The sequence below is a fragment of the Pseudomonas rhizoryzae genome (assembly GCF_005250615.1).
Lineage (GTDB): Bacteria > Pseudomonadota > Gammaproteobacteria > Pseudomonadales > Pseudomonadaceae > Chryseomonas > Chryseomonas rhizoryzae.
Genome location: NZ_SULM01000002.1, coordinates 225919 through 241514, shown reverse-complemented (window position 1 = coordinate 241514; position 15596 = coordinate 225919). Strand labels below are relative to the sequence as shown.

At 68.6% G+C, this 15596-nt stretch carries 13 protein-coding genes; 9 read left to right on the top strand and 4 right to left on the bottom strand.

Annotated features, from left to right (window positions below):
* Position 1 precedes the first annotated feature (1 nt).
* Both modB and modC read left to right on the top strand, forming a co-directional pair.
* Complete coding sequence (modB, locus tag FAZ11_RS03635; protein WP_058772793.1) at positions 2-679, top strand: molybdate ABC transporter permease subunit; 678 nt, start codon at positions 2-4, stop codon at positions 677-679.
* Positions 676-1752 carry a molybdenum ABC transporter ATP-binding protein gene (gene modC / locus FAZ11_RS03630; RefSeq protein WP_058772794.1) on the top strand — a complete coding sequence of 359 codons (1077 nt, stop codon included), beginning with the start codon at positions 676-678 and terminating at the stop codon, positions 1750-1752. The genes modB and modC overlap by 4 nt, the downstream gene beginning before the upstream one ends.
* Here the strand turns inward: modC and FAZ11_RS03625 are convergent.
* Positions 1744-2670, bottom strand: coding sequence for a LysR family transcriptional regulator (locus FAZ11_RS03625; protein ID WP_058772795.1), 927 nt, complete (start codon positions 2668-2670; stop codon positions 1744-1746). The two genes, modC and FAZ11_RS03625, sit on opposite strands and share 9 nt — an antisense overlap.
* A gap of 137 nt (positions 2671-2807) precedes the next feature.
* Between FAZ11_RS03625 and FAZ11_RS03620 the strand changes: the two genes are divergently transcribed.
* Positions 2808-3701, top strand: coding sequence for a DMT family transporter (locus tag FAZ11_RS03620; RefSeq protein ID WP_058772796.1), 894 nt, complete (start codon positions 2808-2810; stop codon positions 3699-3701).
* 35 nt (positions 3702-3736) lie between these two features.
* Here the strand turns inward: FAZ11_RS03620 and FAZ11_RS03615 are convergent, their stop codons facing one another.
* A complete protein-coding gene (locus tag FAZ11_RS03615) occupies positions 3737-5119 on the bottom strand; it encodes an APC family permease (protein ID WP_058760189.1) in 1383 nt (460 codons plus the stop codon).
* Positions 5120-5272: 153 nt separating this feature from the next.
* On the opposite strand from FAZ11_RS03615, the gene FAZ11_RS03610 reads away from it, so the two are divergent.
* The 6 genes from FAZ11_RS03610 (at position 5273) to FAZ11_RS03585 (ending at position 11247) form a co-directional block, all read left to right on the top strand.
* Positions 5273-6037 carry a LuxR family transcriptional regulator gene (locus FAZ11_RS03610; protein ID WP_058772797.1) on the top strand — a complete coding sequence of 255 codons (765 nt, stop codon included), beginning with the start codon at positions 5273-5275 and terminating at the stop codon, positions 6035-6037.
* Between the two features lie 87 nt (positions 6038-6124).
* Positions 6125-6595, top strand: coding sequence for a nuclear transport factor 2 family protein (locus FAZ11_RS03605; protein WP_058772798.1), 471 nt, complete (start codon positions 6125-6127; stop codon positions 6593-6595).
* Between the two features lie 72 nt (positions 6596-6667).
* A complete protein-coding gene (locus tag FAZ11_RS03600; protein WP_058772799.1) occupies positions 6668-7573 on the top strand; it encodes a LysR family transcriptional regulator in 906 nt (301 codons plus the stop codon).
* 109 nt (positions 7574-7682) lie between these two features.
* Positions 7683-8873, top strand: coding sequence for a CaiB/BaiF CoA transferase family protein (locus tag FAZ11_RS03595; protein ID WP_058772800.1), 1191 nt, complete (start codon positions 7683-7685; stop codon positions 8871-8873).
* On the top strand, positions 8870-9796 hold the full coding sequence (locus tag FAZ11_RS03590; protein ID WP_058772801.1) for a hydroxymethylglutaryl-CoA lyase: 927 nt from the start codon (positions 8870-8872) through the stop codon (positions 9794-9796). The genes FAZ11_RS03595 and FAZ11_RS03590 overlap by 4 nt, the downstream gene beginning before the upstream one ends.
* Before the next feature lie 74 nt (positions 9797-9870).
* Positions 9871-11247, top strand: a complete 1377-nt coding sequence (locus FAZ11_RS03585; RefSeq protein WP_137279066.1) for an MFS transporter — start codon at positions 9871-9873, stop codon at positions 11245-11247.
* A gap of 2 nt (positions 11248-11249) precedes the next feature.
* Here FAZ11_RS03585 and FAZ11_RS03580 read toward each other — a convergent pair whose 3' ends face one another.
* Both FAZ11_RS03580 and FAZ11_RS03575 read right to left on the bottom strand, forming a co-directional pair.
* A complete protein-coding gene (locus FAZ11_RS03580; protein WP_137279067.1) occupies positions 11250-14348 on the bottom strand; it encodes a multidrug efflux RND transporter permease subunit in 3099 nt (1032 codons plus the stop codon).
* Entirely contained in the window at positions 14348-15499 is a 1152-nt protein-coding gene (locus FAZ11_RS03575) for an efflux RND transporter periplasmic adaptor subunit (RefSeq protein WP_058772804.1), read from the bottom strand. The genes FAZ11_RS03580 and FAZ11_RS03575 overlap by 1 nt, the downstream gene beginning before the upstream one ends.
* Positions 15500-15596 lie beyond the last annotated feature (97 nt).

The following is a 15596-nucleotide window of genomic DNA, read 5'->3' as shown; positions in this document are numbered from 1 at the left end:
CATGGGGCTGAGCGCGGCGGACTGGGCGGCGATCCGCCTGACCCTGGAATTGGCCAGCGTGACCACTCTGCTGCTCCTGCTGCTGGGTACGCCCCTCGCCTGGTGGCTGGCACGCACCCGCTCCTGGCTCAAGGGCCCCATCGGTGCCCTGGTCGCTCTGCCACTGGTGCTGCCGCCCACGGTGATCGGCTTCTATCTGCTCCTGGCCATGGGGCCGGAGGGTTGGGTGGGGCAGGCGACCGCTGCCCTGGGCCTGGGCCGGCTGCCCTTCACCTTCGCCGGGCTGGTGGTGGGCTCGCTGTGCTATTCGCTGCCCTTCGTGGTGCAACCGCTGCAGAACGCCTTCGAGGCCATCGGCCCGCGCCCGTTGGAGGCGGCGGCCACCCTCAGGGCCGGGCCGCTGGATACCTTTTTCCACGTGGTGCTGCCGCTGGCCCGTCCGGGCTTCATCACCGCCGCCATCCTCGGCTTCGCCCATACCGTGGGCGAATTCGGCGTGGTGCTGATGATCGGCGGCAACGTGCCGGGCCGCACCCAGGTGGTCTCCATCCAGATCTTCAACCATGTGGAAGCCATGGAATATCCCCAGGCGCACCTGTTGGCCGGCGGCATGCTGGTGTTCTCCTTCGTGATCCTGCTGCTGCTCTATGGTCGCCGCGGGCGGTCGGCCTGGACATGAGCCTCGCCGCCCGTTTCGCGCTGCGCCATCCCGGCTTCGTGCTGGACGTGGATCTCGCCCTGCCGGCCAGCGGCGTCACCGCGCTGTTCGGCCCCTCGGGCTCGGGCAAGACCAGTTGCCTGAGATGCGTGGCCGGGCTGGAGCCCACGGCCCGCGGTCGGCTGGTGGTCGCCGGGGACACCTGGCAGGACAGCGAGCGCGGTCTGTTCCTGCCACCGCACCGGCGCGCCCTGGGCTACGTCTTCCAGGACGCCAATCTGTTCGAGCACCTGGACGTGCGCCGCAACCTGCTGTTCGGCTGGCAGCGGGTGGCGCCAGGCGAGCGGCGGTTGCAGTTGGAGCAGGTCGTCGAATTGCTGGGCATCGAAGGGCTACTGGCTCGGATGCCGGCGCGCCTGTCCGGCGGCGAACGCCAGCGGGTCGGCATCGCCCGGGCGCTGCTGACCAGTCCGCGGCTGCTGCTGATGGACGAGCCTCTGGCGGCGCTGGACGCCGAGCGCAAGGCCGAGATCCTGCCCTATCTGGAGCGACTCACCCGCGAGCTGGCGCTGCCGATCCTCTACGTCAGCCATGCCCCCGACGAGGTGGCGCGGCTGGCCGATCACCTGGTACTGCTGGAGCAGGGGCGGGTACTGGCCAGCGGGCCGACGACCGAGGTGTTGGCGCGGCTCGATCTACCCATCGCCCTGGCCGAGGACGCCGGGGTAGTGCTGGAGGGCCGGGTGCTGGGCCACGACCCGGACTACGGCCTGCTCAGCCTGGGTCTGGCCGGTAACCAGCGGGTGCTGCTGGCCCATGCCCCGCTGCCCCCCGGCCAGGCGCTGCGCATCAAGGTGCTGGCGCGGGACGTCAGCCTGAGTCTGGAGCGCCAGCACAGCAGCATCCTCAATGTGCTGCCGGCCACCATCGCCGAGATCGCCCCGACCCGCTCGCCGGCCCAGGTGCTCTTGCGCCTGGACCTGGGCGGCACGGCGCTGCTGGCGCGGATCACCCGCTATTCGCTGGAGCGGCTGGGGCTACAAGCGGGGAGTCGGGTGTGGGCGCAGTTGAAGTCGGTGGCGGTGTTAGCTTGAACCTGGGGCTGGCCTGAGCCGCTCCACCAGAAAATCCACCAGCACCCTGACCGCCGCCGGCAGTTGGCGATCCGGTGGATAGAGCAGCCAGGCGGTGCCCTGGTAGGGGCCGAGGTATTGCCAGTCGGGCAAGACGCGCAGCAGGCGGCCTTCGGCCAGACCGGCTTCGGCGGCGAAGGCCGGCAGGCAGGCGATGCCCAGGTCGGCGAGGGTGGCCTCCAGGCGCACGCCGCTGTGGTTGCAGGCCAGGCGGCCACGCACCGTCACGCTTTCCACCTGATCGCCTTGACGCAGTTGCCAGCGCTGGTCGCCGGGGGTTTCGCCGAGGTAGAGGCACTCGTGCTCGGCCAACGCCTGGGGCCGCTGGGGCGTGCCACGGCGCTGCAGATAGGCCGGCGTGGCGCAGAGCACGAAATCCATCTGCCGCAGCGGGCGGCCGACGAAGCCGGCCGGCGGCTGCTCGGTGATGCGCACCAGCAGATCCTGGTCGTCGGCGATGGGATCCAGAGGACGGTCGTCCAGGCGCAGTTGTAGATCCACGTCGGGATAGCGCTGGAAGAAGTCCGGCAGCAGCGGAGCGATCAAGCGGTAGCCGACCGCCTTGGGCACGGCCAGGCGCACCTGGCCGCGGGGTTCCTCGCGATGCTGCTGACCGCTGTCCAGCGCCGCGCCCGCAGCGGCCAGCAGTTGCCGACAATGGCCGAGCACCTCGCGCCCGGCGTCACTCAGGCGCAACTGGCGAGTGGTGCGCTGCAGCAGGCGCACTCCCAGCTCCCGTTCCAGCCGGGCGACCTGGCGACTGACCGCCGAGGGTGTGGCGTCCAGCAGCCGGGCAGCGGCGGTGAAGCTGCCGGTCTCCACCACCTTGGCGAAGGCGACCATACAGGGCAGCAAGGGCAGGGCGCGGAGCAGATCCATGCCTGATTCCAGGGAAGCAATAGGGTCTCGGATGCTGGCATTGCTGCGCTGAGGGAACAAGAGCTATGCCGGCCGCTTGGCTTATGGTCAGGGACGATTCGGGGCACACTGACGCCCTGATTCGCGGAGAAGTCGTCATGTCGCACCGTTCCACCTTTGGCCTCGCCGAAGGCTTGCTGCTCGCCACCGCCATGGTCTGGGGTACCAGTTATGCCGTGGTCAAGGATGCCGTGCTGCTCTATCCGGTGCTGGGTTACCTGGCGCTACGCTTCTGCCTCACCGCGGTGCTGCTCGCGCCGACCCTGAGGGGCGAGGGACGCCGTGCCTGGGGCCCGGGGATAGCGACCGGTTTGCTGCTCTTGGCGATCTTTCTCTGCGAGACCTATGGGGTGGCCCTGACCACGGCCAGCAACGCCGCCTTTCTCATCAGCCTCTGCGTGGCCCTGACGCCCTTCGCCGAATGGTGGCTACTCGGCCAACGACCGGAAGCCCGTGCTCTGGGCGCAGCGGCCCTGGCGGTCGTTGGCGCTGGTTTGCTGACCCGCGGGGTGACCTTGAGCTTCAACCTGGGCGACGGCCTGATCCTGCTGGCGGCCGTGCTGCGCGCGATCAACGTTTGTGTGGTGCGGCGCCGCCTGCAGCAGGCCAGCGCGCCGGTACCGGCCCTGGCGCTGACCGCGGTGCAGACCGGGGTGGTGGGCCTGGTTTGTCTGCTGCTGTTCGCCCTGGGGCCAGGGCTGACGCCGCTGCCGGTGCAACCGGCCTTCTGGCTGAGCACCGGCTACCTGGTGCTGTTCTGCACCCTGGGCGCCTTCCTCGCCCAGAACTACGCCCTGGGGCGGACCAGCGCCACCCGGGTCGCCCTGCTGATGGGTGCCGAGCCCATGTTCGGCGCGCTGTTCGCCACCTTCTGGCTGGACGAACACCTGGGCCTCTGGGGCTGGCTGGGCGGCCTGCTGATCGTGATCGCCTCGCTGTGGGGAACGCTGCCGCGGCGGGCCCTGGCCGACGCCAGGGCCGTCAGCGGCTGACCGCTGCGGCTGTAGCCTAGCGGTCTGTGCCGTCCTCAGTGGACGGCGTCGTTGGCCTTGAATTCCACGGTCCGGCCGCTGACCTTGAGGAAGGCCAGCACGGCCAGGCCCAGCACCGTCCAGCAGGTGCCACCGACCTTGGCGTAGACGTCGGCATTGACCAGCACATAGGCGAGGATGATGAAGCCGACCAGTGGGACCAGACCGTAAAGCATGGGGCGACCGGCGCCACGATAATGCCAGGCCACTGCCACATGCAGGAGCAGGAAGGCGGTCAGTGCACCGAAATTGCACATGGACGCCAGCAGATTGATCTGGCCAACGAAGAACAGGCCCAGCACCAGACTCAACCCGGCTACCAGCAGAACCGCACGTTGGGGGATGCGGGTAACCGGATGGATGTGGCGCAGGAACTGCGGCAGCTGGCGGTCGCGGGCCATGGCGAACAGCAGGCGCGAGGTGGCGGCCTGGGCCACCAGGGCGTTGGCGATGGCGGCGCCGATGGCCACGGCGAGGGCGATCACCACCTGCAGCCAGGGACCGGCGATCAGCCGACCGATTTCGTAGAAGGCATTGTTGGAGGCGTCGGCGTCGGGGTACTGGATGAGGTTGGGCTGCAGCAGCGCGGCCAGCCAGGTCTGCACCATGAACAGCGCGGCCACCAGGGTCAGCGCCAGCAGGGTGGCGCGGCCCACCACGCGGTTACCCCCACGGGTCTCTTCGGAGAGGGTGGAAATGGCGTCGAAGCCGAGGAAGGACAGCACCGCCACCGAGAGGGCGCTGAAGATCAGCGGCAGCGAGAATTCCTGCGGGTTGTACAGCGGCTTCAGACTCCATTCAGCGCCATTGACGCCGCGGCTGATGGCCAGGGACGCCAGCACCACGAACACCAGCAACACCGCCAGTTGGCCGTAGAGGAACAGCCGGTTGGCGCGCGCGGTGGTCTCGATGCCGCGCAGGTTGACCAGGGTGTTGAGGCCGACGAAGAAGACGATCCACAGCGGCTGGGGAATGGCCGGGATGACGTTGGCCATGGCGGTGGCGCCGATCACATAGAGCAGGGTGGGCACCAGCAGGTAGTCCAGCAGGATGGCCCAGCCGGCGAGAAAGCCCAGCGCCGGGTGCAGGCCACGCCCAACATAGGTGTAGACCGAGCCGGCCATGGGAAAGGCGCGGGACATCTGCTGGTAGCTGACCGCGGTGAACAGCATGGCGACGAAGCCGATCAGGTAGGTGAGGGGCACCATGCCGTGGCTGGCGTCGAAGACCCCGCCAAAGATGGAGAAGGGTGCGATGGGCACCATGAACACCAGGCCGTAGATGAGCAGGTCCTTGAGCCCGAGCTGGCGCTTGAGTTCCTGGGTATAGCCGAAGCGGGCGAGGTCGGCGCTGTCGCCGGACGGAGCGTGCTGAGTCATGGGGGCATCCTCGAAGGGGCGGGGTGGACTCGACTCTAGGCCAGCGGCCAGACAGGCCCCATCCCTAAAAGTGCTAGGTTTGCAGGAGCGCGCCAGCGACTGGCAGAGGCTTTGCTTTCTTTCTCCCATCGCGACCCCCGAGGGAGTTCCAAGATGCATGCCGATCTGCTCACCGTCAGCGGCCGCCTCGCCGGCCTGGCCAGCCTCGATGCCTGTCTGGACGCCGTGCAGGCCACTGCCGAGGGCTTCGGCTGCAAGGCGCTGATCTACGACTATGCGCCGGTGCCGCTGAGCCACGATGGCGTGCTCATCACGCCGTCGGTGTTCAAGGCACGCAATGCGCCGGCCGACATGCAGGCCTTCTGGTGCGAGCGCGGCTACTACCAGATCGATCCCGTGCAACAGTGCGCCAGCCGGCGCGCCACGCCCTTCGTCTGGTCATTCCGCAGCGAAACCCGCAGTTCCCTGCGCGAATACCTGGGTGACAGCCATCGCCCGGTCACCCGCTACGTCTGCGACAGTGGCCTCGCCACCGGGGTGACGGTGCCCTTGCATCTGCCCGGTGGCGCCTTCGCCACCCTCACCGGCATCCTCGATGCCGAGACGCGCGACGCCGAGTCCACCGGCGAGGCCTGCCTGGGCGCCTTCCTGGTACTGGCCCATGCCTTCCAGGCCCGGGCCGACGAATTGCTGGCCCCGGCCGAACGTCGCTGCGGCCAGATCCACCTGACTCCGCGCGAGCGCGAGTGCCTGCAGTACTCGGCCAAGGGCCTGACCGCCAAGCGCATTGCCGCCACCCTCAACCGATCCACCGCCACGGTCAACCTGCACCTCAATTCCGCGGCGCGCAAACTGGGCGCGCGTAATAGGGTCGAGGCGGTGGTGCGGGGGCTGCACTATCGGCTGGTGGAGGTTTGAGGGCATGGCGCGATCTGTGGGCTCCTCGACCTTGCGACGACGCTAGTCCACGCCGACACTGGGGCTTCACCTCCCAAGGAGTGCCCCATGAGCGCTGCCCGTCCCCCGCTACCCCCCTTCACCCTGGAGACCGCCCGCCAGAAGGTCCGCGCCGCCGAAGACGGCTGGAACGGTCGCGATCCGGCCAAGGTGGCCCTGGCCTACACCCCCGACAGCCGCTGGCGTAACCGCGCTGAGTTTTTCCAGGGCCGCGCCGCCATCGAGGCCTTTCTCACCCGCAAGTGGCAACGTGAGCACGAGTACCGGCTGATCAAGGAGCTCTGGGCCCATGACGGCGCGCGCATCGCCGTGCGTTTTGCCTACGAATGGCACGACGAGAACGGCCAGTGGTATCGCTCGTATGGCAACGAGAATTGGCACTTCGACGACCAGGGCCTGATGGCCGAGCGCCACGCCAGCATCAACGACCTGCCCATCCTGGAGGCCGAGCGGCTGTTTCACTGGCCCCAGGGGCGGCGGCCGGACGACCACCCCGGCCTGAGCGACCTGGGGCTCTGATCGACGGCGGGCGGTTATCCTAGGCGGACCTGATCCTGTACAAGGACCGCTGGCCGCCAGGATTCCGAGACGATGCACTACCGCAATCTGCTCCGCCGCCTCGATCTCGTCTCGCTGCAGCTGCTGCTGGCGGTGCACGAGGAGGGCACCCTGACCCGCGCCGCCGAGCGCGAGATGATCGCCTTGTCGGCCGCCAGCAAGCGGCTGCACGACCTGGAGCGCTCGCTCGACAGCGAACTCTTCGAGCGCAATGCCAAGGGCATGACCCTGACCCCGGTCGGCGAGACGCTGCTGCATTACGCCAAGCGCATCCTCGCCGACGTCGAGCGGATCAGCATCGACGTCGGCGAGCACCTGCAAGGCGTGCGGGGCTACGTGCGGATGATGGCCAACATCTCCGCCATCATCGAATTCCTCCCCGAAGACCTGCAGGCGTTCGCGGTCGGCCATCCCCAGGTCAAGGTTAGCCTGGACGAGCGGCCCAGCGCCGGGGTGGTGAAGGGCGTGCTGGAAGGCGCCGCCGACCTGGGCATCTGCTCGTCGGATACCGATACCCGTGGCCTGCTGGCCGTGCCCTATCGCCAGGACACCCTGGTGGTGGTGATGCGCCCGGATCATCGCCTGGCCGGACGCGCGCGGCTGGACTTCGGGCAGACCCTGGACGACGACCACGTCGGCCTGCACGCCGACAGCTTCATCCACCTGCGCACCAAGGCCGCCGCGCGCAGCCACGGCAAGGCCTTGCGAATCAGGATTCATGTGCCCGGTTTCGACGCCGTCTGCCGCATGGTGCAGGCCGGCTTTGGCCTGGGGGTGCTGCCGTTGCAGGCCTTCGAGCTCATCGGCCGACCGCTCGGTCTCATCGCCGCCGCCCTCGACGACGACTGGGCGCAGCGCAGCCTGGCGCTGGTGGTGCGCGACGTGGACGCCTTGTCGCCGGTCAGCCGCCTGCTCTACGACCATCTGTTGCCGCGTTGACGCCAGGTCTTCGCGTTTCGCGAAGGCCCATTGCCGAAAGACGTTACCCCTTTGCCGCGCGATTCCCCTAGCATCGACCGTAGTCCAACAACAACGAGGCTAGCCCGCCATGACGGCCCTCACCGGATTGCGCGTCATCGAGATAGGTACGCTCATCGCCGCCCCCTTCGCCGCTCGCCTGCTGGCGGAGTTCGGCGCCGAAGTCATCAAGATCGAAGCCCTGGACAAGGGCGATCCCCTGCGCAAATGGCGCAAGCTGCACGAGGGCACCTCGCTCTGGTGGTATCTGCAATCGCGCAACAAGAAGTCCCTCGCCCTGAATCTGAGATCCGCCGAGGGCGTGGCCCTGGTCAAGCAACTGGTCGAGAGCGCCGATGTGCTCATCGAGAATCTGCGGCCGGGCGCCCTGGAAAAACTCGGGCTCGGCTGGGACGTGCTGCACGCCCTCAACCCCAAGCTGACCCTGGTACGTATCTCCGGCTACGGCCAGACCGGCCCCTATCGCGACCGCCCGGGCTTCGGCGCCATCGGCGAGGCCATGGGCGGCATCCGCTACACCACCGGCACCCCGGGCGTGCCGCCCGCACGGGTCGGTGTCAGCCTCGGCGATTCCCTGGCCTCCATGCATGCGGTGATCGGCGCCCTGATGTCGGTGCTGCGGGTCAAGACCGGCCAGGGTGATGGTCAGGTGGTGGATGTCTCCCTGGTGGAGAGCGTGTTCAACGTCATGGAAAGCCTGGTGCCCGAATACTCCATGCTCGGCCATGTGCGTGAGCGCAGCGGCGGGGCATTGCCGGGCATCGCGCCGTCCAACACCTATCCCACCGGCGACGGCGCCTATGTGGTGATCGCTGGCAACAGCGATCCGATCTATGTGCGGCTGATGCAGGCCATCGGCCGACCCGATCTCGCCGAGCGCCCGGACCTGGCGCAGAACGACGGCCGTGCCCGCCACAGCGAACTGATCGACGAGGCCATCGCCGCCTGGACCGGCAGCCACGGCATCGATGAGGTGCTGGCGATGCTGGAGCGCGCCGAGGTGCCGGCCGGGCGCATCTACTCGGTCGCCGACATCGTTGCCGATCCGCATTACCAGGCGCGCGACATGCTGCTGGACACCACCCTGCCCGATGGCGCGACCCTGAAGATGCCGGGCATCGTGCCCAAGCTGTCGGCGACGCCGGGCCAGGTGAACTGGCAGGGGCCGAGCCTCGGTCAGCACACTGATGGCCTGCTGACCGAACTGGGTCTGAGCGAGGCCGACATCCAGCGGCTCAAGGACGCCGGGGTGGTGCGATGAGCAACGAGCGTCTGATCGTCCAGGAGGTCGCACCCCGTGATGGCTTGCAGATCGAGCCGAGCTGGGTGGAAACCGCCGACAAGATCGCCCTGATCGACCAACTCTCCAGTCTGGGCTTCACGCGGATCGAAGCCGGTTCCTTCGTCTCGCCCAAGGCGGTGCCCATGCTGCGCGACGGCGAAGACGTCTTCCAGGGCATCGCCCGCCAGCCAGGGGTGACCTACGTCGCCCTGGTGCCCAATCTCAAGGGCGCCCAGCGCGCCCTGGCGGCGGGGGCCGATGAGTTGAACCTGGTGCTCTCCGCCAGCCAGACCCATAACCAGGCCAATATGCGCATGAGTTGCGAGCAGTCCCTGGCCAGCTTCGCCGAGGTGGTGCAGCTGGCCATGGGGCAGGCGGTCTCGCTCAACGGCACGGTGGCGACTACCTTCGGCTGTCCCTTCGAAGGGCGCATCGACGAAGCCTGGGTGTTCGAGCTGGTGCAGCGCTATCTGGCGCTGGGCATGACCGGCATCACCCTGGCCGACACCACCGGCATGGCCAATCCACGGCAGGTGACGCGGATCGTGCGCCAGGTGCTGGAGTTCGTGCCGGCGTCCGCTCTGACCCTGCACTTCCACAACACCCGCGGCCTCGGCCTGTGCAACGTGCTGGCGGCCTTTGAGGCCGGCGCCCGCCGCTTCGACGCCGCCCTCGGCGGCCTCGGCGGCTGCCCCTTCGCGCCAGGGGCCTCCGGCAACATCTGCACCGAGGACCTGGTGAATCTCTGCACCGAGATGGGCCTGGAGACCGGCATCGATCTCGCGCGGCTGATCGCGCTGTCGCGCACCCTGCCGGCGCTGCTCGGCCATGACACCCCCGGCCAGGTGGCCAAGGCCGGGCGCAACTGCGATCTGCATCCGCCACCCGCGGCCAGTGGCTGAGCCACCCGCATCCCACGTTCGCCCTGACTACAACAACAAAGGAGCGCCAGCCTGGCCGCTCCCGGGAGACCGCTATGCCTTCGTCCGCCCCCTCCGCCGTTTTCGAACAGGCCATCGTCCGCAAGGTCGCCTGGCGGCTCATGCCGCTGATCATGGTCTGCTACCTGTTCGCCTTCTTCGATCGCATCAACATCAGCTTCGCCAAGTTCCAGTTGCAGGCCGACCTGTCGCTGAGCAACACCGCCTATGGCCTGGGCGCCGGACTCTTCGTGGTCGGCTACGTGCTGTTCGAGGTGCCCAGCAACATGATGCTGTACAAGGTCGGGGCGCGGCGCTGGATCGCCCGCATCATGATCTCCTGGGGCATCGCTACGGCGCTGATGATGTTCGTCACCGCCGAGTGGCAGTTCTATGTCCTGCGCTTTCTGATCGGTGCCATGGAGGCCGGCTTCGCGCCGGGCATCCTCTACTACCTGACGCTATGGTTTCCGCAGAGCTATCGCGGCCGCATCACCTCGACGCTGTTTCTCGCCTCGGCCTTCGCCGGCCTGATCGGCGCGCCGGTTTCCGGCGTGATCCTTGGTCAGATGGATGGTTTGCTGGGCATGCGCGGCTGGCACTGGCTGTTCCTCCTCGGCGGCATCCCCTGCGTGTTATTGGGCGTGCTGGTGCTGCGGCTGCTGCACGACCGCATCGCCGATGCGCCCTGGCTCAGTGCCGACGAGAAAACCTTCCTGGCCAGCCGCATCGCCCGGCATGAACACAACAGCCACGGCTCGCTGCTGGCGGCGATTCGGCTGCCGGGCTTCCTGCTGCTCGGCCTGATCTACTTCCTCATCCAGGTCGCCTCCTATGGTCTCAATTTCTGGGCGCCGCAACTGATCCGCAGCGCCGGCACCGAAAGCCCAACGCTCATCGGCTTGCTGACCGCCGTGCCCTACGTCTTCGGCGCCATCAGCATGGTGGTGGTGGGGCGGCTGTCGGACGCTAGCGGCGAGCGACGCAAATTCGTCTGCGGCCTGGTGGTCGCCGGTGCCCTGGGCTTCTTCAGCGCAGGACTCTTCGCCGACCACACCACCTTGCTGATCCTCTCCCTGGCGCTGCTGGGCGCGGGCATCATCGCCTCGATCCCGGCCTTCTGGGCGCTGCCGCCGAAATTGCTGGCCGGCGCGGGGGCGGGTGCCGCGGGCGGCATCGCCCTGATCAACACCCTGGGGCAATTCGGCGGCATCGTCAGCCCAGTGCTGGTCGGCTACATCAAGGACGCCACCGGCAGCACCACCCCGGCGCTCTACCTCATCGGCTGCACCAGCCTGCTGGCCGCCGGCCTGCTGTTCTGGGCATTGCCGCAGAGCCTGCGGACTTCGGACCGGGTGGGTGCCCGGACGCCAACACCCGCTCCAGCCGAAGAGCCGCCGCTGCTGGGCGATAAGCGCCCTCACAACGCCTGAGGCTAGCGGTCCGGCGCGCGCCAGCGCCGGACCGTCCGCAGCACCAGCACGAAAAACACCGGTACGAAGATCAGCGCCAGGGTGGCGCTGAGCATGCCGCCGATCACCCCGGTGCCCACCGCCTGCTGGCTGGCCGAGCTGGCGCCGGTGGCCAGCGCCAGGGGCAGCACGCCGAGGATGAAGGCCAGGGAGGTCATGACGATGGGCCGCAGCCGTAGCCGCGCGGCGCGGCAGGTGGCTTCGTACAGATCCATACCGCCGTCGTGCAGGCGCTTGGCGAATTCGATGAGCAGGATGGCGTTCTTCGCCGTGAGGCCGATCACCGTGATCAGGCCGACCTTGAAGAAGACGTCGTTGGGCATCCCCCTCAGGGTCACCGCCAGCACCGCGCCGAGCACCCCCAGGGGCACCACCAGCAGCACCGCGGTGGGAATCGACCAGCTCTCGTAGAGCGCCGCCAGGCAGAGGAACACCACCAGCAGCGACAGGCCCAGCAGCAGGGGCGCCTGGCCGGCGGAGAGGCGTTCCTGCAGCGACAGCGCCGTCCACTCCAGGGCGAAGCCGCGCGGCAACTCGGCGGCCAGGCGCTCCAGTTCGGCCATGGCCTCGCCGGTGGTGTGACCGGGCAGCGGCTCGCCGGCCAGGCTGATGGCTGGGTAGCCGTTGTAGCGCGACAGCTGCGCCGGGCCCTGGGTCCAGTCGGCGCTGACGAAGGCAGACAGCGGCACCATGCGTCCGCGCTCGTTGCGCACTTCCAGCCGCAGCAGGTCGTCCACTTGGCTGCGCGTGCCCAGGTCGGCCTGGACGATCACCTGCTGCATCCGGCCGCGGTTGGGGAAGTCGTTGACATAGCTGGAGCCCAGGGCGATGCCGAGGGTCTCGCCGAGGGCGCTGAACCCTACCCCCAGGGCGGCGGCCTGGCGGCGATCCACCAGCAGTTGCACCTGGGCGCTGTCGGCCAGGGCGGTCTCGCGGAGGTAGGCAATGATCGGATTGCCCACCAGCTTGGCCTGCAACTCATCCCGTGCGGCCTTGAGTGCCGCCTGGCCGCGATTGGACCTGTCCTGCAGGCGTACCTCGAAACCGCTGGAGGTGCCCAGGCCTTCCACCGGCGGCGGCAGTACGGCGAAGCCCTGGGCCTCGCTCTCGCCGGCCAGGGCGGCATTGGCGCGCTCGGCGATGGCCGCGGCGGAGTCGGCCGGACCGCGGACGGACCAGTCCTTGAGGGTGGTGAAGGCCAGGGCGGCGTTCTGGCCGCTGCCGGAAAAGCTGAAGCCGAGCAGGACGAGATCGTTGGCCACACCCGGCTCCGCGGCGTAATGGCGTTCCAGGCGTTCGAGCACCTTGAGGGTACGTTCCTGAGTCGCTCCCGGCGGCAGCTGGATGTCGGTGATCAGATAGCCCTGGTCTTCGGTGGGCAGGAAGGCGCTGGGCAGGCGGCCATAGAGCGCCACCAGGGCCACCAGCAGGACGGCGAACAGCACCAGATTCGGCAGCAGGCGGCGGATGGCGCGGGCCACCCAGCTCTCGAAGCCGCCGGTCAGGCGGTCGAAACCCCGGTTGAAGGCGCCAAAGAAGCCGCCGCGGGCATGGGTGCCCTGGGGAATCGGCTTGAGTAGGGTGGCGCATAGGGCCGGGGTCAGGCTCAGGGCGAGAAAGGCGGAGAGGAGAATGGCCACCGCCATGGACGCCGAGAACTGGCGATAGATGACGCCGACCGAGCCGCTCATGAAGGCCATGGGCACGAAGACCGCGGTGAGCACCAGGGTGATGCCGACGATGGCGCCGGAGATCTCGCCCATGGCCTTGCGCGTGGCGGCGCGCGGAGCGAGGCCTTCCGTCGCCATGATTCGCTCGACGTTCTCCACCACCACGATGGCGTCGTCCACCAGGATGCCGATGGCCAGCACCATGCCGAACAGCGTCAACACGTTGATCGAGTAGCCCAGCGCCAGGAGCACGGCGCAGGTGCCCAGCAGCGCCACCGGCACCACCAGGGTCGGGATCAGGGTGTAGCGCAGCTTCTGCAGGAACAGGTACATCACCGCGAACACCAGCACCATGGCCTCCAGCAGGGTATGGATCACCTGGGTGATGGAGAGCTCGACGAAGGGCGCCGTGTCGTAGGGGATGTCGTATTTCATGCCCGGCGGAAAGTACCGGGACAGTTCGGCCAGCTTGGCGCGTACCGCCTTGGCAGTGGCCAGGGCATTGGCGGTGGGCGCCAGCTGCACTCCCACCGCGACCGAGGGCTGGCCGTCCAGCCGGGTGCCGAAGTTGTAGCTCTGGCTGCCCACCTCGATGCGGGCGACGTCGCCCAGGGTCACGCTGGAGCCATCGGCCCCGGCGCGCAGCAGGATGCCGGCGAATTCCGCCGGGTCGCTGAGCTGACCCTTGATCAGCACTGGCGCGGTCAGTTCCTGGCCAGCCGGAGCGGGCAATTCGCCGAGACTGCCGGCCGCCACCTGGACGTTCTGCTCGGCGATGGCGCGGGTCACGTCGGCGGGGGTCAGGCCGACCGCCACCAGGCGGCTGGGATCGAGCCAGACGCGCAGGGCGTGCTCGGCGCCGAACAGCTGGGCCTTGCCCACGCCGTCCAGCCGGCGCAGTTCGTTGACCACGTTGCGCGCCAGGTAGTCACTGAGGGCGGTGGTGTCGAGCCGCTCGTCGGTGGCCGTGAGAGTGACGAACAGCAGGTAACCGGCCGAGGTTTCCTCGATCTGGATGCCCTGCTGGGTGACCGCCCGCGGCAGGCGCGGCTCCACCACCTTGAGACGATTCTGGATGTCCACCTTGGCCAGCTCCGGATCGGTGCCGGGCTGGAAGGTCACGGTCAGGGTGGCGCTGCCCTGGCTGCTGCTGGACGAGAAATAGAGCAGGTGATTGACGCCATTGAGCTCCTGCTCGACGAGGCTGACCACGCTCTCGTCCAGGGTCTGCGGCGAGGCGCCCGGATAGCTCAGGGTCAGCTCGATCTGTGGCGGCGCCACGTTGGGATACTGGGCCACCGGCAACTGCGGAAGGGCCAGCAGGCCGGCGAGCAGGATGAACAGCGCCACCACCCAGGCGAACACCGGGCGGTCGATGAAGAAGTTGGCCATCAGTGCGCCTCCACCGCGGCGGTCTGGGCTTCCTGCGGCTCCACCACCAGGCCCGGCTGCGCCTGTTGCAGACCCGAGAGCAGTACCCGCTCACCGGCAGCGAGGCCGGACTCCACCACCCAGCGACCGTCCACCACCGGCCCCACTTGCACTTCACGCAGCGCGAGCTTGTTCTCAGCGTCCACCACCCAGACCTGGGCCTGGCCGCCGGCGCTACGCTGCACCGCGCGTTGCGGCAGGCTCAAACCCTGGTCGAGCCGTGCCTGTTCCAGGCGTACCCGCACGAAGCTACCGGGCAAGAGATCGCGCCGTGGATTGGGAAACTGGCTGCGCAAGGTGATCTGCCCGGTGGTGGCGTCCACCGCGAGATCGGCGAACAGCAGGCGGCCACTCTCCGGGTAGGGGCTGCCGTCTTCCTGCAGCAGGGTCACCCGTGCCTGGTCCGGTGCCACCTGTTGCAGCCGGCCGTCCCGTAGCGCATCGCGCAGCCTCTTGAGCTGGCGGGTGGACTGGGTGACATCGGCATGGATGGGGTCCAACTGCTGGATGATCGCCAGCGGCGTGGCGTCGCCCTGGCCGACCAGCGCACCTTCGCTGACCAATGCCTTGCCGATGCGCCCGGCGATGGGCGCGGTGACCGTGGCATAGCCCAGATTCAGCCGCGCCCGCCTGAGCGCCGCCTGGGCTGCGGCGACGTCCGCCTCGGCTTGCAGGCTGGCACCGCGGGCATTGTCCTGCGCCTGGCGACTGATCGCCTCGCTCTCCACCAGCGCCGCATAGCGCTCCGCCAGCCGGCGCGCCTGGAAGGCGCTGGCCTCGGCCTTGCGCAGGGCGGCGGTGGCGCTGTCCACCTCGGCCTGCAGCGGCGCCGGATCGATACGGAACAGCACCTCGCCCGCCTTGACCTCGCTGCCCTCGCGAAACACCCGCTGCAGCACGATCCCGGCGACCCGTGCGCGCACTTCCGCGGTACGGGGCGCCACCAGGCGGCCACTGAGTTCGCTGGCGATGGCCAGGGACGTGGCACGCAGCGTTTCTACCTGCACCCTGGGTACGGGCGGGACGGCGGCTTCCGTGGCCGGACGGTCGCAGGCGGCGAGCAACAGGCAAAGCAGCACGAGGCTGCCGAGGGCAGGGCGGGACAGGGACATCGGGGCTTCCTCCAGGACAGCGCCATGGTAGGCGTCCCGCTGGGGCCTCCCTGTAAACGTCTGTAGGTCTCTTGTGAAAGAGTGTTAAGCCCCGCGC